This is a genomic window from Pseudomonas sp. NFACC05-1 (genome assembly GCF_900100135.1).
GTDB classification, from domain to species: Bacteria; Pseudomonadota; Gammaproteobacteria; order Pseudomonadales; family Pseudomonadaceae; genus Aquipseudomonas; species Aquipseudomonas fluorescens_Q.
Genome location: NZ_FMTR01000001.1, coordinates 280,363 through 302,543, shown reverse-complemented (window position 1 = coordinate 302,543; position 22,181 = coordinate 280,363). Strand labels below are relative to the sequence as shown.

Genomic DNA, 22,181 nt, shown 5'->3' with positions numbered 1-22,181 from the left:
GAGTGATCCGCCACGGCACAGACTCGCAGCGGCTTTGAAGTAGCTCAGAGGCGTTCGATGATGGTGGCGATACCCATGCCGCCACCGACGCATAGGGCGATCAGGCCGCGCTTGAGGTTGCGCCGTTCCAGCTCATCCAGCACGGTGCCGACCAGCATCGCGCCGGTGGCGCCGATCGGGTGGCCGAGGGCAATGGCACCGCCATTGACGTTGGTGACTTCCGGCGAGATATCGAGGTCGCGCATGAAGCGCAACACCACCGAGGCAAAGGCCTCGTTGATCTCGAACAGATCGATGTCCTGCACGCTCAGGCCCGCCTTGGCCAGGGCCTTCATGGCAGCCGGACCGGGGCCGGCCAGCATCAGCGTCGGCTCGGTGGAGAGCACCGCAGTGGCGACGATCCGTCCGCGCGGAGTAAGCCCCAGTTGCTGACCAATACGTTCGCTGCCCAGCAGCGTGGCGCTGGCGCCGTCGACGATGCCCGACGAATTGCCGGCCGTATGGATAGGTTCGATGCGCGCCACCTGAGGGTACTTGCGCAGGGCTACGTCGCTGTAGCCGAGCTTACCCATGGCCGCGAATGAAGGCTTGAGCTGGCTCAGGGCCTCCAGGGTGGTGGCTGGTTTAATGAACTCGTCGCGCTCGAGAACGACCAGACCATTAAGGTCGCGCACCGGCACCACCGAGCGATCGAAGTAGCCACTGTCGCGTGCATGGGCGGCACGCTGCTGGGAAACCAAGGCGAAGCGGTCAACATCCTCGCGCGAATAGCCGTCGAGCGCGGCCAGCAGGTCTGCCCCGATGCCCTGGGGTACCGACTGCAGCTTGAAGGCGATTTCCGGATCCTGAATCCAGGCCTGGCCGGCGGCGCCCATTGGCAGGCGCGACATCGACTCAACGCCACCTGCCACGATCAAGTCCTCCCAACCGCTGGCAATGCGACTGGCCGCCTGATTCACCGCCTCCAGGCCAGAGGCGCAGAAACGGTCGATCTGTACACCGGGCACGCTCTCGTCCCAGCCGGCGTACTGAACCACGCATTTGGCAACGTCGCCACCCTGCTCGCCCACGGGCTGGCCACAGCCGAGCACCACGTCATCGACACGCGAGGTATCCAGATCGTACCGCTGCTGCAGCTCGGTCAGCAGCCCGGCGGCCATGTGCACGGGTTTGACGCTGTAAAGCGCGCCATCTTTCTTGCCCTTACCACGCGGCGTGCGTACGGCGTCGTAAATGAATACTGCCTGTGACATTGGGAGGCTCCTCTTGGCGATTTCGGTTGCATGACCGAAGCCTATGAGCCTCCCTGACCGACCACATCGTCGGAAGCGACGATCACCGCAGTACTGCCGCACCAGACTATGCCAACCCGTATCTGCCGCCAGTGCCATGCGACCGCGGGCGGTAGCCCGATAACCAGCCCAGAACTCGTTCACGAGTTCCTGGATGTCGGCCATACGGTGTTTAAAACAGCCTCGAAATGCTCATTTACACCTCGTGGACTCCGCTTCCTCGGCTGTTTTAACCTTGCCTGGTTTTAGTCACAAGCGTTGAAAGGGCTTGCGCCAGGTACCGCTTGCCCCATAGTTTAAGAAACCAATAAGAACAGGCGGAGGCATCGCACCTCCATGAAGGACTCATGATGTCGTCGAATCACCGCTCCTTGCCCTACATCTCGCGAGCCAAGGTGACGCCTCCCGCCACCTCGCACTTCGAAGTCCCGCGTCAGGCCATGCTCGACCGCGCGGGCCAAGCCGAGACCAGCCGTGCCGTGCTGGTGCATGCACCAGCCGGCTTCGGCAAGACCACCTTCATGACCCAGCTGCTGGCCCGCTATCGCCAACAGCGCATGACCACCGTCTGGCTTACCCTCGACGCTGGCGACAACGATGTTTCGCGCTTCCTCAGCGGTTTCGCCACCGCCATCGCCGGCCTACAGCCAGACGCGCCGCAACAGGACCTGGGCCAGTTGCGCAACACCGATCTGGTTGCCTGGATCCTCGACCAGATCGGTACACACCAGACCCCGCTGGCCATTTTCTTCGACGACTTCGAGGCCATTCGCAACCCTGTCGTACTCGGCCTGGTGGCTCGCGGCATCGAGGCGATTCCGCACAAGACCTGCCTAGTCATAGGCAGCCGCACCTTGCCGGATATAGGCCTGGCCCGTCTGCGCGCACGTGGCAGCCTGACCGAGATCGATGCCGCCAGCCTGCGCTTCAGTGTCGAGGAAACCCAGGATTTCCTCACTCAGCGCCGCGGTGTCGGCCTGAGCAGCACCCAGGTCGAGCGCCTGCAGTGCAGCACCGAAGGCTGGGTCACTGCCCTCTGGCTGGCCTCGCTGGCCCTGGAGAACCACGGCGACACCGACAAGTTCCTCGATTCCTTCTCCGGTTCCAATGCGGCCATCGCCGCCTACCTAGCCGAGGATGTGCTGGCCGCCCTGCCCGAGCCACTGCGCCTGTTCCTGCTGCGCAGCAGCCTACTCGACGAGTTGAGCCCGGCTTTGTGCAACGCGATCTGCGGCTGCAGCGACAGCCTCGACATGCTGCGCGAACTGGAGCGTCACCAACTGTTCCTCGTCCCGATCGACGAGCAGCGCGACCTTTACCGTTATCACAGCCTGTTTCTCGACTTCCTCCGCCACCAGATGCAACGCCGTTACAACGAAGAGCTGCCAGCCCTGCACCTGGCCGCCTGCAATGCCTATCTTGCGCAAGGACGGGTCATTCCGGCCATCCGCCATGCTTTGCAGTGCGGCAATACACAGATTGCCATCGACCTGCTCCACCAGCATGTCGACATGCTGCTCAGCCAGGGCCGTCTACGCCTGCTGGCCGAGTGCATCGGTCAACTACCGAAGGCAGAGCTTCAGCGTCACCCCCGACTGCAATTGATCCGCGCCTGGTGCACGGCCTTCACCTGGGGCCCCAAGGAGGCCCTGACCCTGGTGGCAGATATCGACAGCAGCACCCTCTCGGGCGAGTCCGCAGCCTATCTGCTGGCCTTGCGCCCGATGCTGCTGGTGATGATGGACCAATCCGAACAGGCCTACGAGATGGGCACGCAGTCCCTGGCCCAGGTGACCACCGCATACCCCTTCGCCTGGGCCATGCTCAACCAGGCGCTGACGCAGACCAGCATCCTCCTTGGCCGACATCAGGAAGCGCACCAATACGTCGATGAGGCTCGTCGGGCGCAGAGCGATTCCGCTGGCGCGTTCGGTTTCGTCCTCGCCGAATCGGCCGAAGCGCTGCTCGACATGATGGCCGGCCGCCTCAAACAAGCGACCGCGCGCCTGCGCCTGGCCACGACCATGCTCGAAGGCTCGCGCCGACGTGATCGCAATGGCAACGCCCTGGCCGCCGTCCAGCTGGCCGAGACGCTCTATGAAAGCGACGAGTGCGAGGAAGCCCTGCGCCTGTTACTGATCTATACCCCCCTGGTGCAAGATCTCGGTCTCTCCGACGGCCTAATCACCGCCCATACCCTGCTGGCCCGCATCGCCGACGACAAGGGCGACCGTGATCGCGCCCTGCAAATGCTCAGCGAACTGGAAAACGTCGGCCACCGCCTGGGTCTGCCTCGCGTCTCGGCCAGTGCGCGCCTGGAACGGGCCATGCAAACGCTGGCCCATGGCGACCAGAACGGCGCCCTCGAACAATTGGCCCTGGCCGAACAGACCTTTCCCTGGACCGAGACCGCGACCCACTGGGGCATCGCCAACGACACCCTGACCCCGACCATCGGCCGCCTGCGCTGGATGATCCGCAGTGGAGCGTCCGGCAAGGCCATCGCGCCGCTGCGCAGCGAGTTGGCCGAAGCCGAACGCCTGCAACGCGGGCGCCGGGCGCTGAAACTGCGCATTCTGCTGGCCGAGGCGCTGTACCGCGACAACCAGGCGAAAATGGCCCTGCGCACCTTGGAGCGGGCCCTGAAGTTCGCCCAGACCGAAGGCTTCGTGCGTACCTTCCTGGAGGAAGGCGCGACCGTGCAGGTCATGCTGCGCGAGCTGCACAACGAACGCGAGGACAAGGACGCAACGGATGACAGCAGCCTCGAACGCTGGCTGCGCAGCAGCGCCACCGCTCAGCCCGCAGCCGGCAGCAACGGCACACTGGTCGACCCGCTGACGCAGAAAGAGCTGAAAGTGCTCAACCTGCTGGGCCAAGGATTGTCCAATGCAGCGATGGCGGAAAAGCTGTTCGTCTCCGACTCGACCGTGCGCACCCACCTGCGCAACATAAACCTCAAGCTGCACGCCAGCAGCCGCACCCAGGCCATCGCCATCGCGCGACGCATGGGCCTGTGCACCTGAACGCAAAACCACTCACCAACGAAAAGACCGCCCTTGGGTGTAATGCCGATCAATGGTGTCGCCAGCCTTGGGGCTGCTGCGCAGTCCAGCGGGAGCAAGCTCCCTCGCCACAAAAGCGGCCCTGGCGCCTGATGCCGATCAGTTAAGCCTCAAACCTGAGGGAGCAAGCTTGCTCCCACAGGTTTTGTGTCATGTGATCCTTGACTGACTGGCATTAGCCCGTGCGCCTCATTTATCTGAATGAATCAACCCGGATACAAACACTTGGTAGCGGCTGGTAAAAAATCAGTTGCAGCGCCACAGCCCCCTGTGGCGAGGGAGCTTGCTCCCGCTGGGGCGCGAAGCGGCCCTAAAACCTGAATCCCGGTTATGCCAGATACAATGGTGTCGCCAGCCTTGGGTCTGCTGCGCAGTCCAGCGGGAGCAAGCTCCCTCGCCACAAAAGCGGCCCTGGCGCCTAATCCCGATCAGTTAAGCCTCAAACCTGAGGGAGCACGCTTTGCTCCCACAGGTTTTGTGTCATGTGATCCTTAACTGACTGGCATTAGCCCTTGGGCGGCCTTTTTCGTTATGGCACGGTGCTCAGGCTAACCGGGCACGGTATTCGTCACGCAGCAGGCGCTTGAGCAGCTTGCCGTTGGGCTCACGCGGCAAGCTCTCGGCGAAGTCAATCACCCGCGGACACTTGATCGGTGACAAGTGCTCGCGGCAGTAGGCAATCAGCTCATCGACCAGCGTAGGGGAAGGTTCCACGCCCGATTCCAGTTGCACCACCGCGCGCACCTCCTCACCAAAGTCACGGTGAGGCGTACCGATCACCGCCACGTCGAACACCTTGGGGTGAGTGATCAGTACGTTCTCGGTCTCTTGCGGGTACACGTTGACCCCACCGGAAATGATCATGTTGTTTTTGCGGTCGGTGAGGTACAGGAAGCCATCGGCATCCACATGTCCGATATCGCCCACCGTGGCCCAGCCGGCCGCATTGTAGGCCTCGGCGGTTTTCTCCGGGTCCTTGTGGTAGCTGAAGCGCGGGCCGTTGGCAAAATACACCAAGCCATCCTGACCCACCGGTAACTCCTGACCGTCCTCACCGACGATATGCAGCTCGCCGAGAATGGCGCGACCGACAGTGCCGGGACGCGCCAGCGCGGTCTTGCTATCGACCATGGTGGAACCGATGCTTTCAGTGCAGGAATAGAACTCAGCGAGGATCGGGCCCCACCATTCGATCATCGCCTGCTTGGTCGGTACCGGACATGGAGCCCCTGCATGCACCGCAACCTTCTGACTCGACAGGTCATAGCGCTCACGCACTTCCTGCGGCAGCGCCAGCAGGCGGTGGAACATAGTCGGCACCCACTGACTGTGGGTGACGAGGTAGCGCTCAATGGCTTTGAGGGCGTTTTCGGAGTCGAACTTCTCCGCCAGCACCAAGATGCCGCCCAGGATGGTCATGCCTTGCCCCCACTTCATTGGCGCGGCGTGATAGTAAGGCGATGAAGAGAAATACACCGACTCTTCGTTAACACCAAAACCGCGCTGCATAAGACCTGCGATTACCGCCGTACTACCCAAAGGCAAACCGGTAAGGTTCGGCTTCACCCCCTTTGGCCGCCCAGTAGTACCCGAGGAATAGAGCATTTCGCTACCTTCCACGGCACCACGAATGGGGCTGCCATCGAACGCTGACAACGCGTCATCGAATAGCTTGACGCCAGGCACCGGGTCGAGGCTGTAGATCTGCGGTGGCCTTGGCAAGGCGCGCACGGCATCAAGGATCGCCGGTGCTGTCTTGGCACTGACCAGCAGTACCTGGGCTTCGCAGTCAGCCACGATATAGGCCGCCTCGAGAGCAGTCAGACGCGTACTGATAAAGGTGTAATACAGGCCAGCATAATGCGCTCCCCACTGTACTGCTGGACACTCCAGGCGATTTTCCAGGCAATAGGCCACGTGATCACCTGGCTTCAGACCCAACCACTGGTAAAGGCGGCCGAGCCGGTTGGCATAGGTATCCAGTGCGGCGTAGGTCAGCGTGGCGCCTGTTTCAGCCATGATCACAGCGGGTTTTTCCGGCGTACGCATAGCATGCACGCCTGGGTACAGTTGGGGTTGCTTGTCGCTCATTGCAGCGGCCTCTTGACAGTTGGCATTGCTTACGCTCGTGTGGCTGCACACGATTATGGTTGTTATGCAGTGGTTCACAGATGCTTGAGTATCCAGCCGAGTATCTTGCGCACTCGTGGCTTGTAAGGCGGAAAGAACATAGTCGCCAAAAGCACCTGCGTCTTGACGATGGCGCGCTCATGGGAAAATGCGCGAATGCCCCATTCGCCATGGTAACTGCCGATGCCGGAGTTATTGACTCCACCAAACGGCAGGTTGTGGTGCAGAAAGTGTGCGGCAATGTGGTTGACACAAGTACCGCCAGCACTGGTACGGACAATCAGCGCATCGGCACTGGCCGGGTCGCGACTCCAGATATACAACGCCAGCGGTTTGGGCGCTGCGTTGATGCGTTCGATCACCTCATCCAGATGATTGAAAGCGATAATTGGCAACACTGGCCCGAAGATTTCTTCTTGCATGATCCGCGCGTCATCAGGTACGTCCCCCAACAACGTCGGCGAAACAAAATGCGCGCCGACATCCACTGCTCCGCCATAAATCAGTCGCGCACCGCGGGTCTTGGCGTCGTCGATCAGGTCGGCCACACGCTGGGTGTGACGCACGTTGATAACCCGTGACAGTTCAGCATCCATGGCGGCCAGTCCCTCGCCGTACCAGGTGTCAAGGTGAGCGCAAACGCGCTGCACAAACTGCGCACGGATGCTGCTGTGAACATAAATGTGGTCTGGCGCGATGCAGGTCTGCCCAGCATTGATGAACTTGCCCCAGGCGATGGTCTTGGCCGCAAGCTCGATGTCAGCGCTCTGGTCGACCACCACCGGCGACTTGCCGCCCAATTCCAGGGTGACACTGGTGAGATGCTTGGCTGCAGCGGTCATCACCACCTTGCCAATCGACGGCGAGCCGGTGAAAAAAACATGGTCGAAGGGTAGCTCGAGTAGCGCCTGTGCCACACTGGCATCGCCCTCAAACACAGCCACTTCGGACTCATCGAACACTTCACGAATGATCTTTACCAATACCGCCGACAGGTTTGGTGCAATCTCCGAGGTTTTGATCATCGCCGTATTGCCACTGGCAATGGCCGGGATCAGCGGCCCCAGGGTCAGCGTTACCGGGTAATTCCATGGCGCCAGAATCAGACAGCGCCCCCGCGGCTCATAGCGAACCCAGGCGCGAGTTCCCAGCATCATCATCGACTGCCGCACACGACGTGGCTTTAGCCATTTCTTCAGGCGCCTGCAATAGTCCGAGATATCCATGATCACCGGCATCAGCTCGGTGAAATCGACCTCCACCGGCGGCCGTTTGAAATCTTTCCCGGCGGCCTCGACTATGGCTTCGCGATGCATCATCAGGACCTCACGCAAGCGTCTCAGCTTGGCGATGCGTTGCTCGACAGTGGAGCTGCGCAGGCTTAGTGCCGTCTGGCGCTGAATCGCAAATATCCGCTGGATATCCGCCGCCAACTGCGGCGTCAGTGTCTCGGTAGGGAAGATCGGTGCCGGGGCAGCGGACATGGCGCAACTCTCTGGTATAGGACTGACTGACCCTCATCATCGCCAACGCTTCGAAGATGGAAATCGTCGTAAACGACGACACTGAACAATCCCCCCTTGCCTAGCATGCAGGCATCAGCCCAAAGCAAAGCAGGGACATTCCTATGATCGACAGTTACCAACCGCGCTGGATGAACGAAGAGCTTCTGGCGCTGCAAGATCTTGCCAGACGTTTCACCGCCGAAGAAGTTACCCCCAATCAGGAGCGCTGGTACGAACAGGGCGCCACCGACCGCGAAGTCTGGCTCAAGGCCGGTGCCGCCGGCATCCTGCTACCGGACATCTCCAGCGAGTACGGCGGTTCCGACGGCACCTTTGCTCACGAAGCGGTACTGGCCCAAGAACTGTGCTTGGCCGGTGATACCAGTTGGCGCTGTGGCCAGCAGATCCATGTGATCGCCGCCCACTACATCGAACGCTACGGCAGCGAAGAGCAGAAACAGCGTTATCTGCCAGGCCTGGCCAGCGGCGAACTGATTGCCGGCATGGGCATGACCGAACCCAGCGGAGGCACCGACCTGCAGAACATGCGCACCCGCGCCATCAAGCAGGGCGACAAGTACATCATCAACGGTGCCAAGACCTTTATCACCAACGGCTCCATTGCCGACATCCTGGTGCTGGCAGCAAAAACAGACCCCAAGCAAAAAGCCAAGGGCGTCTCGCTGTTCATCTTTGAAACCAACAACCCGGGCTTTCGCGTCGGCCAACGCCTGAAGAAGATCGGCTTGCACGGCTCTGACACCTGCGAGCTGTTCTTCGAAGACTGCGAGGTGCCCGAAAGCGCGCTGCTCGGCGGCATCGAAGGTCGCGGTTTCTACCAGATGATGCAGGACCTCACCTACGAACGCACCTTGACCGGCATCAACTGCGCCGCCGTCATGGAACGCGCTTTCCGCGTGACCCGCGACTATGCCCACGACCGCACCATGTTCGACAAGCGCCTGATCGATCTACAACACCCGCGCTTCGAACTGGCCGAGATCAAGACCGTGGCCACTATTGCCCGGGTGTTCTCCGACTTCGCCGTCGAACGCTATCTAGATGGCACCATCACCGCCGACATTGCCTCGATGAGCAAGTGGTGGATCAGCGAGCAGCAATGCGAAATCATCAGCCGCTGCCTGCAGTTGTTCGGCGGCCACGGCTATATGCTCGAGTATCCGATTGCCCGCATGTACATCGATGCACGCATCGAACCCATCTACGCTGGCTCCAACGAGATCCTCAGGGAAATCATCGGCCGCGGCCTGTAACGCCCCCTTGGCGCAAGGAGACAATGATGTCGGATAACTTAGAATTTGACGCCTTAGTCATTGGCGCGGGTGCCGGTGGTCTGTTTACCGCAGCACTGCTGGCAAAGCGCGGCTACCGCACATTGCTCGTGGAGCGTCTCGGCGAAGTCGGAGGCCGCGCATCGACTCGTTACAAAGATGGCTTCGCCGTGAATACCGGGGCGCTCGGGATTGAAATAGGTACAGAAACTGAAGAGGTGTTCAACGAAGTTGGCGCACGGTTGATAGTGCGTCAACCCTCGCCGGGTATAGTTTGCCGGGTCTCAGGCAAGGATATAAACATCTCGGCGGGCCTTCCTGGCATGGCAAACCGTGTCGCTATAAAGCTACTGCGGCTTGCTCTCCACGTTATCCCACCACTCCAGCCCCGCACAGGTGAGTCCAGTCATGCCTGGGTTACACGCTTCACCAACAATCCGACGGTCCTGGGTCTACTTCACAACTTCATTGGATCAATCTTTGCCACCACGCCACACCTGTTACCCGCCGATCTTTTTTTGCACTACCTGACGACCAAAGGAGCATTCAAGCAATTCGGATTCCCTCCTGGTGGAACCGTAACGGTATGGCAGGAACTCCTCACTGCCTACAAACGTCACGGCGGCGAGATTTGGTTGAACGCGCAAGTACAGCAACTGAGTTTTGCAGCCGACGGCACGGTGAACGGTGCTACGGTCTATCGCGATGGAATCCCACGGCAACTGACAACCAAGCTGACGGTGAGTGACATAGGGCCACAGGCAACCCTTGGCCTGTGCGGGGACGCAAACCTTCCCGCCGACTACAGCGCTACGGTAAAACGCCAGTGCCAGCCAAGCGCTATCATCACGATTTACTTTGCCAGTACTACGCCCCTGGCAAGTTTCCCAGGATTTGCCTGCTTCAGCTCCACCCGGCGGCTCTGCTACGCAACGAGTTTCACGCAAACCTGTCCGGAAAACTCGCCGCCAAACTGGCATCTTTACTCCGGAGCCAGCGTACCGCAACCCTGCACCGGCGACTTCAATGAAGCCAATGAAATAGAACTCCTGAAAGCCGACCTGCTAGACGAGTTCCCTGGCTTCGCGCAGGCACGCATTTTGGACGTGGTAGTGACCCGCGACGAGTGGCCCGCGCAACGAGCCATGGCTGGCGCGGACTTGCCGAATGAAACCCCCATTGCGAACCTCTGGAACGTCGGCGATGGCGTCAAAGAATGGGGTAGCGCGGCAACGACCGCCTGTGCCGAAACTGCCATTCTGGTAGCGGCCAAGATTGGACGAGCATACCCCAGGCAAGCAGCACAAGCGGCGCTCGAGCCCCAACAACAAGAACATGCAAAGGCCGTATCACAGCCCATCCCACAATCCCACGTTGTTGACCACACCAGCAATAGCCCTAAGGAAGCACGATGAACCAGCGCGTTTTCAGCATCAGCGCCTGGAGCGGTACTGCCGCATTAGTTGTCACCTGTGTCGGCTGGCTGATCGCAGGAATACTGCCACTCCCCCTAGGCCCCTCAACCAGCGCTATAGAAGTCGCCGCGTTCTTCATCGACGATGCGACGGTGACGAAGATGGGCTTTGTCATTGCTTCCGTAGGGGTTGGACTGATGCTTCCCATGTTGGCTGCCATCTCAATGCACATGTTGCGCATGGAAGGTCGTTACCCATTGCTCAGTTTTACCCAGATGATTGCCGGCGCAGTTACCGTGATACTTAACACCCTCCCCCAGTTACTGTGGGCGACCATCGCCTTTCGTACCGATCGAACACCCGAGGAGTATCAAACACTGAACGATATCGCTTGGTTGTTGCTGTTCACGGGGATCATACCTTTCATGATCCAAAACATTGCCATCGGCACGGCAGTGCTCAGCGCCCCCCACAGAGTTTTTCCACGCTGGGCAGGGTTCCTCAATCTGTGGGTTGCACTGGCCTTTGTACCTGACGTACTCGCTTACTTCTTCATGAGCGGACCATTCGCCTGGAACGGGATCTTCGTCTTCTGGTTGGCATTGGGGGCTTACGCGGTATTTCTGGTAGGCATGGGCGTTGCAATCAAACACGCCAATGCACAAATCATTGCCCTCGCCAAAATGGAAAGCGCCTCTGCATGACCTCTCAGGTCCCGGACTTTCTCTGCAACGACGTCGCAATGCCCATAGAGGGTAAACCGTCGCATGCCACCGATAACAACCACCCTGGCGAAGCGGGAATCTGGGTATTCATCTTCGGTGACATGATGATTTTTGGTGCCCTCTTTTTGACGTTCCTTTGGAACAACCGCCAAGATCGTAGTGCCTTTTCAAACGATGCAGGCAGTCTGTTTCAGAGCATCGGTGGCATCAACACACTCATCCTACTCCTCAGCTCATACTGGGTTGCGCTCGCTGTGGGCGCACAGCGTCGCGGTCATACCGTCCGCGCCGGCCGCCTGATACTAGGCGCTTTGGTCTGCGCGTTAGGATTCGCCAGCCTCAAGGCAATCGAATACAGCATTGAAGTAGCCAATGGGCATACACCTACAAGCGCCTTGTTCTTCACCTTTTACTTCGTTCTGACTGGCATCCACTTATTGCACGTTCTGATTGGCGTATGCCTGCTCAGCCTCTGGTGGAGCAGATGTCACAGCCAAGCGCCTTGGAGCGATGAGCGCGTCTTTGTCGAAATCTCGGCGGTCTACTGGCATATGGTCGATCTGCTGTGGATCCTCATCTACACGCTGCTCTATTTGGTATGCATCGCATGAGTGCTTCTTCGCAGCAACATGTGACCATCGTCTGGCTCTCTCTGGTATTAGCCACCTGCGCTACCTGGTGGCTGAGTACCAGCCATCCTTTTTCCGCCACCAGCGAACACCTGACGTCCTCCATTGCGATAGCCATCGCCTTCATCAAGGTCTATTACATCGGCATGGACTTCATGGAGCTTCGCGGGGCTCCTCGGGTACTGCGCCACATATTCATGGCCTGGATCGGACTGACTGGCGGTGCAGCAATCGCACTCTATGCCATCTAGGTGCAACCATGGTTACCGCCAGGCCGTCAGTCTTCGTGATCGTAAAGTGTGTTAGATCAATCCATTCAACTTCGTAGCCTCGCTTGCTGAGGCAGACTTACAGGAAGTCTGCACATCAACCCTGGCTCACTGGAATCCTGACCACCAGCCCATCCCACTCCTCGCACATTTTCAATTGGCAGCCCAGGCGACTGCTCTCATTGACCTCGAAGGCGCCTTCCAGCATGAAGGTTTCGTCGCTGCTGCGCGCCGGCAACAGTGACTGCCAGGCGGGATCGACATACACATGGCAGGTTGCACAGCTGCAGGCCCCACCGCATTCGCCGTCGATGCCCGGCACCAGATTGTCGACGGCGATCTGCATCAGCGAGCGGCCTGTCTCGGCCTCAACGCTGTGCACCACATCAGAATTTTCGATAAAAATGACTTTCGGCATAGTTCTACTTCCTACTGTTCTGGCAACGACGTCAGAGCGCTGCGGCAAGTAACGACTTGAGGTCAACACTTTCGTCCGCCAGCACTTGTGGATCGACTTGAACCCGCTCGGCAACCAGACGCTTGCCGACCATGAAGTCCTGCGGCCGGTTGACCGCGTCGACGGACAACACCACCCCCTTGCGCAGGTAAAAGGCGCAGAAGGATTCAGCAGCCATATCGCCCCGCAGCACCAGTTGGTCGTAGCCCTGGGACAGGCCGACTATCTGCAGCTTGAGATCAAATTGGTCGGACCAGAACCAGGGTACGGCGATGTGTGGCAGGTTCTTGCCACAGATCGTATGAGCGGCCGTGCGCGCCTGCTCCTGGGCACTCGGCACCGATTCGATGCGGATGAGACAGCCGAGGAAACCGTTGACGTGTCGGGCGCAGTCGCCAACCGCCAGGATGTCTGGATCAAGGGTCTGCGCGTAAGAGTCGACGACGATGCCGTTGTCGATCTCCAGACCGGCGTCACGGGCCAGTTGGTCATTGGGCAAGATTCCGATGCCGACGATGATCAAGTCGACCGGCAACTCACTGCCGTCGCTTAGCTGCACCGACTCCACTCGCTCGGCACCCTGGAATACCTGCACGCTGGTTTCCGTACGCACATCCACGCCCCGGCGGCGATGAACGCCCTCGTAGAACGCGGAAATCTCCGGAGCCGCGACCCGTGCCAGCACCCGTGGCGCCGCCTCCAGGACGGTGACCTGCAGGCCGTTCTTGATCCCGACCGAAGCGGCCTCCAGACCGATGTAACCGCCGCCGATCACCAGCAGACGCTTGCCCGCGACGAAGTCCGGCTGTAACCGTTCGATATCCGCCAGGTTACGAATGTAATGGACATTGGGCTTCTGCGCAGCCGGCTCCTCCAGGCGACGCGGCCGCCCGCCGGTGGCCAGCACCAGCTTGTCATAGGCCTGAGTCCGGCCATCACTGAGCGTGACGGTCCGCCGCTCGCGGTCGATGGCGCAGACCTGCACGCCGGTCCAGCACGCCACCTGCAACTTGTCGTACGCGGCCGCACTGCGAATCAGCAACGACTCGCGGCTCGCCTCACCGGAAAGGTAGGTCTTGGACAACGGCGGGCGCCGATAAGGAAGCTCGGGCTCATCGCCGATCAGGATAATCCGGCCGGGATAGCCGTTCTGACGCAGCGTAGCCACCAGTTCGGCACCTGCATGACCGGCGCCGACAATGACGGCAGTTTCGTTCTGTGGATACATGGGGCGGCTCTCTTCGAGATGACTATGGCTTGCATTTTTCAGTCATGCTCGCCCGCCGCCGGAAGCCGCACATCGTCGTTTGCGACGAACTCGTGGCGGCTCCCTTACCTGCCATCCAGGGGTCAGCAACGGGCTCACGCCTGGTTGATCGAGCCGCCTGAACAACGGGGCTGCCCGGCGCAGGAAGCGGCTTCAGGCAGCAACTGCATGACGCACTGGTAGCAGCCCCAGCACGCCTCCCAGGCCTCGTAACCGACATTGATGACCCGCCCTCAACCCGCCGCCGTGCAGCCCCAGCACCTGCGCCATTCCATACTGCTCATGGAAGACGAACTCAGATTAGGAAAGACAGGGTGAAAAGGGCCTTGTCGTTGTTAACCAAGACCACTTTCTTGCGCGCCATGCGCAGGCCGCCTTCTTCTCGACGCAGCAGGTATTCGTTGCGGGTGCACCACACGGTGTCGGCGCGCAGGTTGGACTCGAAGACCATGGCATTAGCCGCCACCCGAATCTCGTCACCACTGGCCTCGATGATCTCGACGTTGGACAGCACCCGCCCCAGGCGCGAGCGCGGAGACTGAGTGTGGCGCTTGCCAGTATGGAACTGCTTGATCCGCAGGGCGATGCGCGAGCGGTTGTCATAGATAATCGACATCTGCGTTTCCGGGTCGATGTCATCGCCGTTGGCCGGCACCCAGTACACACCGTCGGTGGTCCATAGAGCCTCCCAGTCGTCGTACTCGTGAGTATCCTGCAGGCGGGCTTCGCGGTAGAGGAACTGGCTAACTTCGACGATCAGGTTTTTTTCCGGGATAACTGCACTGCCCATTTATTGCGCCTCCATCAGGGAGCGGTAGTGGCTCCAGATGCCACGTGTGGTCACTTCGTCGGTAGCGTCACCGATCAGGAAGCCGTCAGCATCGCGGCGCTCACGCGCCAGGCCGCGGCCGAGGTAGTTCCACTCCGGATTGCGGCTGCGAACCCCACGTTGGGTGCGCTCGTACATTTCCGAGTCGTCGGCGAGCAGGAAACCAGCCGGCCCGACCGAGCCCATTGTCTGCTGGCGCAGGCGCCGATTGAGATCGGGCGCGCCCTTGAACTGCAGCGCGGTGACGTGTTGCACGGTCTCGTCGACCGCCAGCGGTTGGATCACGAAAATCTGGATTTCGGCGATGAACAGGTTGGGGAAGATCATGATGTGTGGCGTGCCATCGATCATGATTTCGTTGGCGCGCTCGGTGCCATATGCTTCACGCATCTTGCTCACGTACTCGGGCAGGCGTGCTTCGGTGGTGCCAAACCAGCCCATGGGCTGGCCGATGCGGCGGAACTCTGGTCGCAGGTCGATCTCGGTGTGGCCACCGCCCATATCCCGGGCCACGGCAGTGGAGTCAGCACTGTACAGATCGCCGATACCGCTGGAGGCGACATCGAAGATCGAGGCATGAACGAACTGAGGATGGTAACCATCGGTCTCGTTCTCGACGATGAACTTCCAGTTAGACTTGGCCTTGTGCTGCAGGAAGCCGGCAGTGATTTCCACCTCACCCTCGGGCGACGTCACCACCAGCGCATCGAGCGCGCCACGGGCCGCACCCAGGTGCTCCTCCAGCGTCGGCCCCTCCACGGCCATGCTGCCGAACACAAAGCCCTGGTAAATGCCGATGCGCGCCACCTTGCCCAAGCCCAGAGTGCTTCGGTCGGTGCCTTCGTAGCCGGCCGCGAACGGATAACCGCGCAAGCTACCGGTATTGGAGAAGGTCCAACCGTGATAGGGACAGGTGAATGACTTGCGATTACCCGCATGCTCCAGGCACACCTGGTTGCCTCGATGCGGGCAACGGTTGAGTAGCAGATGGATCTGCCCCTCCCCGTCGCGGGTCATGATCACCGGTTGCGGGCCGATCGACTTGACCACGAAATCGTTGAGCTTGGGAACCTCGCTGACATGGCCAACGTAAACCCAGGTGCGGTACCAGATCCGTTCCAACTCGAGCTGGAAAAGCTCTTCGTCGGTGTAGACCGAGCCATGCACGCGGTCATGCTGGACCAGGTCATCCCAGTTACGGGTGGGAATTAATGTCGTCATCGCGAACCTCTGAAGGGGAGTGAAGACTCGATAGCCGGCACTGTATCGATGTCCCCGAAACCCCAGATCGTCGTTTTCGACGAATTCCCCAACACCCGCACCAGACAGTCCAGTCGCTGCCGACTAACTGCTTAATTGAACGACCCGTTTCTTAACCTCTTCAATACGACTCACGCTCCTGCATTCGCCCAGAAAACCAAGGGCGCCAGGGTCGAGCACACCCTACATTCCCGCTCGTCGGATTCGACGATTTTCAAACACCTGCCGAAACCGGCAAGCAGGCGAAATCACTTTTTTATTCAGATAGATAGCAGCAGATCAGCGGCTCTCAAAGATTAACAACGTTATTTTTACACAGTTAACAATACTGAAAAATGCTGTTAATTTGGCCCCACACCCCACTGAACACGATGATCCATGGCCCGCCCAGTCTACTCAGCCGATGAAACCGAGAACCTCCGCCAGACCCTGGTGCGAGGAGCCCTGGAGCTGTACCTGGAAGAGGGTATGGACAACGTCACCCTGCGTCGGATCGCCAAGCGGGTGGGACTAAGCCACACCGTCGGCTACCGCTACTTCGCCAATAAGGAAGCCCTGGTCGCCGAGATGCGTCGCGCATGCCTTTTGGAGCTGAAGGCCGCCGCAATGCCGGCCAGCGATGACGAAAGAGATCCGATCGAACGCATCCGCTCGACGCTTCGGGAGTTACTGGCGTTTGGCAGCAGCCAACCAGCCAAATACCGGCTCATTTTTTCTGACACTCAGCCGGATCTCACCGAATACCCACCGCTGCTGACAGAACGCTGGGAGTTTTTCGCCTCGTGCGTCGATCTGGTACAGACCGCCATTGACCAGAAACGCCTGCATGGCAATGCCCTGTTACTTACCCACGGTCTATGGAGCCTGCTGCACGGGATGCTCTCTCTGCACACGGCTAACCAGCTGGTGCATGGCCTGTCTCTGCGCGAAATGGCATGGCCGCTGATCGACAGTTTTCTGCACGCAGGCGATATCGCCCCCCCAACAAAAAACCCGCAGCCACCGACTAGCCAGTCGTCGCATAGCTGATGTAGAGGAGAAGACCTGTGACTATCAATGCCCTGGCTCGCTTTACCGTCCCCCTGGAAAAGCGCGCGGCCCTCGAAAAATTGTGCCGTGTCCCCGGCGCTTCCCCCATGGTGCTTGGACTGCTGATCGCCTCCACCGGCGGCGTGATTGTTGCCGACATCCTGGCCGTGCTCGGCTACTTCAACCTAGGCTGGACCTGCCTGCTCAATACCTTCCTGATGTACTGGCAGTTCACTGTGGCCCATGACTCGATTCACCGTTCAGCGGCGAAGAATCAGAAGCTCAACGACCTGTTTGGCCATATCGGCATGGCCACCTTCGCACCGCAGATCAGCTTGGGAATTTTCCGTTGGGCGCACATCCAGCATCACCGTTTCACCAATGGCCCGAAAGATCCCGACAACTGGATGCACGGCCCCTGGTGGAGCCTGCCGGCACGCTGGTCCATGCTGGAAATTGGTTACCTGCTATTCATCATGAAAAACCGGGATCCGATCGCCATGCGCCACCTGCGCGGCACACTGCTCAATGCGGCGATCACCCTGGCCATAGTCGCGGCGTTGACCTACCTGGGTTATGGCATGCATGTGCTGCTGTTGTGGTTCATCCCCTCGCGCCTGGTCTTCATCTTGGTGGGCTGCGTGTTCTTCTGGCTGCCCCATGTCAAGGACGACGTGGAATCCGAGCAGGACTTGACCCTGGCTACTTCCATGCGCCTGGGCCACGAGTGGTTGCTGACGCCGCTGTGTCAGTACCACAACTACCACCTGATTCATCACCTGTTCCCGACCATGCCCGCGTATCAGCATGTGAAGGCCTGGCAGCTGCTGGAGCCGGAGCTACGACAGCGCAACCTGCAGATTCAGCATGGCTTCGCCATTCAACCCGTCATCCATCTGGCCACCTGAAGAGGAGCCGACCATGAAACGTTGGCAATGCAGTTTCTGCTCACACATTTACGATGAGCGTCTTGGTGATCCGGACAACGGCATCCCTCCCGGCACCCCGCTGGAAGACCTCCCTGACGACTGGATGTGCCCGGACTGCGGAGCCGGCAAGGCGGACTACTTCGAGATTGTATGACTCATCATCGCCCGGGCCACTTTGGCCCGGTGTACCTGCACAAATGCGTTGAATGAGACTCCCCTACGCCCTCCAAGCTGCCCAGAAGCATCCGCCAGAAGCCAAGGAGCGTCATATGCGCAATCTGTCCGTGCGTGCAAAGCTGTACTTTCTGATGTTCTGCTTCATCACAAGCCTCGCCGTCGTAGGGACCGCCAGCCGGCTCGGTATCCACAATGCCGGCCACAGCATGGAAGAGGTCAGCGGCGCGCTAAGTGCCGTTGATGCCTTGGCATCTCTGCGTCACGCGCGACTGATCTCCATCGCCGCCATGCAGGAGGGCGCCAGTTGGCGCCCCGAGGCGTTCGACTCGATGAGCGACAAGAGCGACGCCCTGGCCGAGGCCCACGACCTGTTCAACGACATCCTCACGCGCCACCGCCAAGCCTTGACACAGGCCGAGCTGGCGTTCAAAGCCTACGATACCCAGACCAAAAGCATTGAAGAGCAGGCCCTGTGGCAGGAATTCAGCGCGCTGTGGAACGAATTCCAAAGCGCCGACCAAGTGCAGACCGAAATCTGCGAGACCCTCGCTCAAGCGAAGAGCTGGGACGACGTACATATTCGCTCGTTGGAGCTGGTAACTAACACCCTACCCTGGGCAGCGGCGATCCACGCCTCCAGTGAGCCGCTGGAGAAACTGCTCAAGCTCGGAGTCACCGATGCCACGCAGGCGCAGGCTGGCGGCGAGTCGGTAATCGCCACCGCCAACAGCCTGATCGCCAGCGTACTAGGGGCCACCATGCTGATCCTCGGTATTCTCGCCGCCCTGATCGTACGCAGCGTGGTCAATCCGCTGCATCAGTTGCGCTCGACCTTCGAACAGGTGCGCAGCAGCAACGATTTTTCCCTCCGTGCACTTAACCATGGCCGCGACGAGGTGGCGCAAGCCGCCAGCGCATTCAACGCCTTGCTCGAACGGGTGCAGACTGCCTTGCTCGAAGTGATGGTCGGCGCTAATCGCATCGACCAAACGGCCCAACAGACCAGCACCATGGCTAAACAGGTGGCCAAGAGTTCGGTGCAGCAGAACGAAGCAGCCACAGACATCGCCAGCGCGATCGAACAGATGAGCGCCTCCATCGGCCAGATCAATGCCAGTACCCGCGATGCTCACGCCCGAGCCCAGGATGCTGCGGACGCCGCCGGTTGTGGCGCGCAGGCAATCAGCCGCACAGCAGAGGAAACCGACCAGGTGACGCGCCAGGTCGGCCGAGCGAGCGAGACTATCAGCGCACTGGGCAACGAAACGGATCGCATCACCACCATCGTCGAGGTGATCAAGGCGGTTGCCGAACAGACCAACCTGCTCGCCCTTAACGCCGCCATCGAAGCAGCAAGGGCCGGCGAGCAGGGCCGTGGCTTCGCCGTGGTGGCCGATGAGGTACGCCAGTTGGCCGAGCGCACGCGCACTTCGGCCGAGGAGATCCGCGATATGGTCAGTTCCATGCAGGCCTCCGCCCGCCAGGCCGTCGTGGAAATGGCCATAGTGACCAGCCGCACTCGCGAAAGCCAGGCGCTATCGGAAAACGCGGCGGCCAGCATGAACGAGATCCTGCAGAGTGCCAGCCTGGTATCGGAGGGAATCAGCGCGGTTTCCCTGGCACTGATCGAGCAGGACCGCACCACCCAGATAATCGCCCAACGGATCGAGGCGGTGGCGCAGATGAGCCAGGAAAATTGCAGCACCGGCGAACACGCCGCAGCGGTCTCCCGCAGTTTGGACGGTGCCGCTGCTGACCTGCGCCAGGCCATTAATCAGTTCAAGGTCTGACCCCCGTTAATTCGTCGATTTCGACGACGCCGGGTGGACGTCAGGGGGAGAAGATAATACCTAAATAACAGTGTTCGCGATTCATCGCTCAGGGAATGCCTGAAGAAGACTTACCGAATCTAGTGAAATGCGCCGACCTCGTTGCCTGGACTTTTTGACGATGCAGACCGTCTTCCGACCGACGCAAACTCCGCGAAACTATATTCACCCTGACAGACCGCATACTGAATTTCATGAAACAAATACAACAAGCGCATAGCCATCGGAGAAAAACCATGAAATCCATATACAACATCCCCCAACGCCCCCACTTCACAAGTTGGCGCTGGTGCGGCTGGGCAGGTTACCTATACTGCATTATCGTCCTTATAGCCTGGGCTGGAGTTGCGGGCTTTTTACCGCCTCCCGCACAGAGCCTTAGCGTAGATGAAACCCATCAATACTATATTGACAACAGCCTCCGCATCCGAATCGGCATGTTAATGATACTCCTATCCACCCCCCTCTATTACATATGGGGCAGTGCAGTTTCTAGAACCATGCAATATGTCGAAGGCCCGAATGGCACGCTTTCCCTCATACAATTAATGGGGGCTTTCGGCACTGTAGTGGCGACCTGGGCCTCATGCGTAGGCTGGGAGGCATCCGCCTATGACCCCGAACTGAAGACAGCACAAGACATAAAATTGCTGGCCGATTACTCTTGGTTGTGGTTTGACACCACAGTCATGGTATCCGTCACCCAGTTTGTTTCATTTGGCTGCCTGTGCCTAATTGATAAAAACCCAAGACCGCTATTCCCCAAATGGCTGGGATGGTTCTCGATTGCCATGGGCCTATCGTTCCTTATGGCAGTATTAATTCCATTCTTCCGGACAGGCCCATTCGCGTGGAACGGTCTACTTTGCTACTACGTTGGCCTGTTTGATTTCTTTATATGGATCATCATCGCCACTCACTATGTACTGAAAGCCATTAAGCGCATCGAGCAGGATTCTATTGGCATCGCTTGACTGCAATTGTTTACCGAGCGCCATTGATTCCCTGCAAAAAATGATAGAGCGACCGTCCTATTGCACACTCGCGGGCGTGCAATTGGGCTTCAAACTTCCATAACAGAGCGATTTGAAATGGTTGCCAGCATTGAGAAAGTAAAAAACAGACAGTCCAACTACCCGCTCGGAGCACTACACAGCTCTCGCCCAGAGCAACATGAAACTATTCCTACTCGAACAGAAAACAAGCACGCCCCTGGCGAGGAAGGAGTGTTCATCCTTGTCCTGATGGACATGATGTTATTTATGATTATTTTCTGCTCTTACTTTTATGAAAGAGCCAAAAATCCTGACAGCTTCATTCAATCTCAATCATCGTTATCCGTAAATGCGGGAATTTTCAACACGCTCATTCTCTTAACCAGCTCATGGTTTATCGTATTGGCCATACGTAGCCTGTCCAAGCTGAACCGGCGCACCTGCATGGTGTTTATTCTCCTGACCCTAGCGTGCAGCTTGGCTTTCTCGATTTCAAAGATCCTAGAGTACAAAGAAAAACTGTCTGCCGGCATAAGCATGCTCACCAACGACTTTTTCATGTTTTACTACATGATTACCGGCCTGCATTTTATGCATGTACTCATTGGATCAATTGTTCTAATCGTCATGTTTTTTCGCATAAAAAATGGCTCATCGGGCGTTCACGGACTTGAAAGCTCCGCCACCTTCTGGCACATGGTGGATTTACTGTGGATTATAATCTTCCCCCTGCTCTACATCATGAGATAGCAAGATGATTTACTCATTCCCATCTCGCGAAACTTTTGTCTGGCTGCTTCTGATAATGGCCACGCTAGCGACTTTTTATTTCTCGGGCAGCACGCTTGGCAGTGCGTTCACTAGTAGTAAGAGCCGCTTGATCATGATCGCCATTGCAGCATTTAAATGCAGGCTAGTCATGCGGGAATTCATGCAGATCAAGAACATGGCACTGCCATGGAAATTAGCGTTTGATGGCTGGCTGCTGCTTGTTTCCACAATCATATTTATTGGACTCGGCCTAGGCCAAGATTAAACACTTCACCTCCAACACCCCAGTAAAAAAAAGCAATCCAAAGCGTTTATT

At 58.9% G+C, this 22,181-nt stretch carries 20 protein-coding genes and 1 pseudogene; 14 read left to right on the top strand and 7 right to left on the bottom strand.

Going from position 1 to position 22,181, the window contains the following annotated elements:
* Positions 1-44: 44 nt before the first annotated feature.
* Positions 45-1,253: an acetyl-CoA C-acetyltransferase gene (locus tag BLO97_RS01430; protein WP_092344533.1), complete on the bottom strand. Its 1,209-nt coding sequence runs from the start codon at positions 1,251-1,253 to the stop codon at positions 45-47.
* 389 nt (positions 1,254-1,642) lie between these two features.
* Here BLO97_RS01430 and BLO97_RS01425 point away from each other — a divergent pair, with 389 nt between their 5' ends.
* Positions 1,643-4,318 (top strand): winged helix-turn-helix domain-containing protein, encoded by a 2,676-nt coding sequence (locus BLO97_RS01425; protein ID WP_170867332.1) that lies wholly within the window; start codon positions 1,643-1,645, stop codon positions 4,316-4,318.
* A gap of 582 nt (positions 4,319-4,900) precedes the next feature.
* On the opposite strand, the gene BLO97_RS01420 is transcribed toward BLO97_RS01425, so the two are convergent.
* On the bottom strand, positions 4,901-6,448 hold the full coding sequence (locus tag BLO97_RS01420) for an acyl-CoA synthetase (RefSeq protein ID WP_092344531.1): 1,548 nt from the start codon (positions 6,446-6,448) through the stop codon (positions 4,901-4,903).
* A 74-nt stretch (positions 6,449-6,522) separates the two neighbouring features.
* Positions 6,523-7,971: an aldehyde dehydrogenase family protein gene (locus tag BLO97_RS01415; RefSeq protein ID WP_092142505.1), complete on the bottom strand. Its 1,449-nt coding sequence runs from the start codon at positions 7,969-7,971 to the stop codon at positions 6,523-6,525.
* Between the two features lie 143 nt (positions 7,972-8,114).
* Between BLO97_RS01415 and BLO97_RS01410 the strand changes: the two genes are divergently transcribed.
* Genes BLO97_RS01410 through BLO97_RS01390 form a run of 5 tightly spaced genes read left to right on the top strand, consistent with a single transcriptional unit; the run spans position 8,115 to position 12,304 of the window.
* Positions 8,115-9,266: an acyl-CoA dehydrogenase family protein gene (locus tag BLO97_RS01410; protein WP_218189602.1), complete on the top strand. Its 1,152-nt coding sequence runs from the start codon at positions 8,115-8,117 to the stop codon at positions 9,264-9,266.
* A 26-nt stretch (positions 9,267-9,292) separates the two neighbouring features.
* Positions 9,293-10,699 carry a phytoene desaturase family protein gene (locus tag BLO97_RS01405; RefSeq protein WP_092344529.1) on the top strand — a complete coding sequence of 469 codons (1,407 nt, stop codon included), beginning with the start codon at positions 9,293-9,295 and terminating at the stop codon, positions 10,697-10,699.
* Positions 10,696-11,403, top strand: a complete 708-nt coding sequence (locus tag BLO97_RS01400; RefSeq protein ID WP_092344527.1) for a hypothetical protein — start codon at positions 10,696-10,698, stop codon at positions 11,401-11,403. Before BLO97_RS01405 ends, BLO97_RS01400 begins: the two co-directional genes overlap by 4 nt.
* Positions 11,400-12,035: a cytochrome c oxidase subunit 3 gene (locus tag BLO97_RS01395; RefSeq protein ID WP_092225428.1), complete on the top strand. Its 636-nt coding sequence runs from the start codon at positions 11,400-11,402 to the stop codon at positions 12,033-12,035. Before BLO97_RS01400 ends, BLO97_RS01395 begins: the two co-directional genes overlap by 4 nt.
* Positions 12,032-12,304, top strand: coding sequence for a cytochrome C oxidase subunit IV family protein (locus BLO97_RS01390; RefSeq protein ID WP_170867331.1), 273 nt, complete (start codon positions 12,032-12,034; stop codon positions 12,302-12,304). The genes BLO97_RS01395 and BLO97_RS01390 overlap by 4 nt, the downstream gene beginning before the upstream one ends.
* A gap of 115 nt (positions 12,305-12,419) precedes the next feature.
* Here BLO97_RS01390 and BLO97_RS01385 read toward each other — a convergent pair whose 3' ends face one another.
* The 4 genes from BLO97_RS01385 to BLO97_RS01370 all read right to left on the bottom strand — a co-directional run bounded on the left by BLO97_RS01385 (position 12,420) and on the right by BLO97_RS01370 (position 16,096).
* Entirely contained in the window at positions 12,420-12,740 is a 321-nt protein-coding gene (locus BLO97_RS01385; RefSeq protein ID WP_092344525.1) for a 2Fe-2S iron-sulfur cluster-binding protein, read from the bottom strand.
* 31 nt (positions 12,741-12,771) lie between these two features.
* Positions 12,772-14,007, bottom strand: a complete 1,236-nt coding sequence (locus BLO97_RS01380; RefSeq protein ID WP_092344523.1) for an NAD(P)/FAD-dependent oxidoreductase — start codon at positions 14,005-14,007, stop codon at positions 12,772-12,774.
* A gap of 334 nt (positions 14,008-14,341) precedes the next feature.
* A complete protein-coding gene (locus BLO97_RS01375; protein WP_092225420.1) occupies positions 14,342-14,836 on the bottom strand; it encodes an aromatic-ring-hydroxylating dioxygenase subunit beta in 495 nt (164 codons plus the stop codon).
* The gene (locus BLO97_RS01370; RefSeq protein WP_092225418.1) at positions 14,837-16,096 is read right to left on the bottom strand and encodes an aromatic ring-hydroxylating oxygenase subunit alpha; all 1,260 of its coding nucleotides are present in this window, start codon (positions 16,094-16,096) and stop codon (positions 14,837-14,839) included.
* A gap of 417 nt (positions 16,097-16,513) precedes the next feature.
* Here BLO97_RS01370 and BLO97_RS01365 point away from each other — a divergent pair, with 417 nt between their 5' ends.
* From BLO97_RS01365 to BLO97_RS01335, 8 genes and pseudogenes are all read left to right on the top strand, one after another.
* Positions 16,514-17,164 (top strand): TetR/AcrR family transcriptional regulator, encoded by a 651-nt coding sequence (locus BLO97_RS01365; RefSeq protein WP_092225416.1) that lies wholly within the window; start codon positions 16,514-16,516, stop codon positions 17,162-17,164.
* A gap of 17 nt (positions 17,165-17,181) precedes the next feature.
* Positions 17,182-18,072, top strand: a complete 891-nt coding sequence (locus BLO97_RS01360) for a fatty acid desaturase (protein ID WP_092344521.1) — start codon at positions 17,182-17,184, stop codon at positions 18,070-18,072.
* Positions 18,073-18,085: 13 nt separating this feature from the next.
* The gene (locus tag BLO97_RS01355; protein WP_063321856.1) at positions 18,086-18,247 is read left to right on the top strand and encodes a rubredoxin; all 162 of its coding nucleotides are present in this window, start codon (positions 18,086-18,088) and stop codon (positions 18,245-18,247) included.
* A gap of 52 nt (positions 18,248-18,299) precedes the next feature.
* Positions 18,300-19,202 (top strand): annotated as a pseudogene (locus BLO97_RS32115) (Tar ligand binding domain-containing protein); the annotation flags it as partial.
* Between the two features lie 30 nt (positions 19,203-19,232).
* On the top strand, positions 19,233-20,060 hold the full coding sequence (locus BLO97_RS32110) for a methyl-accepting chemotaxis protein (RefSeq protein WP_371914889.1): 828 nt from the start codon (positions 19,233-19,235) through the stop codon (positions 20,058-20,060).
* 275 nt (positions 20,061-20,335) lie between these two features.
* On the top strand, positions 20,336-21,073 hold the full coding sequence (locus BLO97_RS01345; protein ID WP_092142536.1) for a hypothetical protein: 738 nt from the start codon (positions 20,336-20,338) through the stop codon (positions 21,071-21,073).
* A 117-nt stretch (positions 21,074-21,190) separates the two neighbouring features.
* Positions 21,191-21,844: a cytochrome c oxidase subunit 3 family protein gene (locus BLO97_RS01340; protein ID WP_092344517.1), complete on the top strand. Its 654-nt coding sequence runs from the start codon at positions 21,191-21,193 to the stop codon at positions 21,842-21,844.
* A gap of 4 nt (positions 21,845-21,848) precedes the next feature.
* Complete coding sequence (locus BLO97_RS01335) at positions 21,849-22,130, top strand: cytochrome C oxidase subunit IV family protein (RefSeq protein WP_092344515.1); 282 nt, start codon at positions 21,849-21,851, stop codon at positions 22,128-22,130.
* Positions 22,131-22,181: the final 51 nt, after the last annotated feature.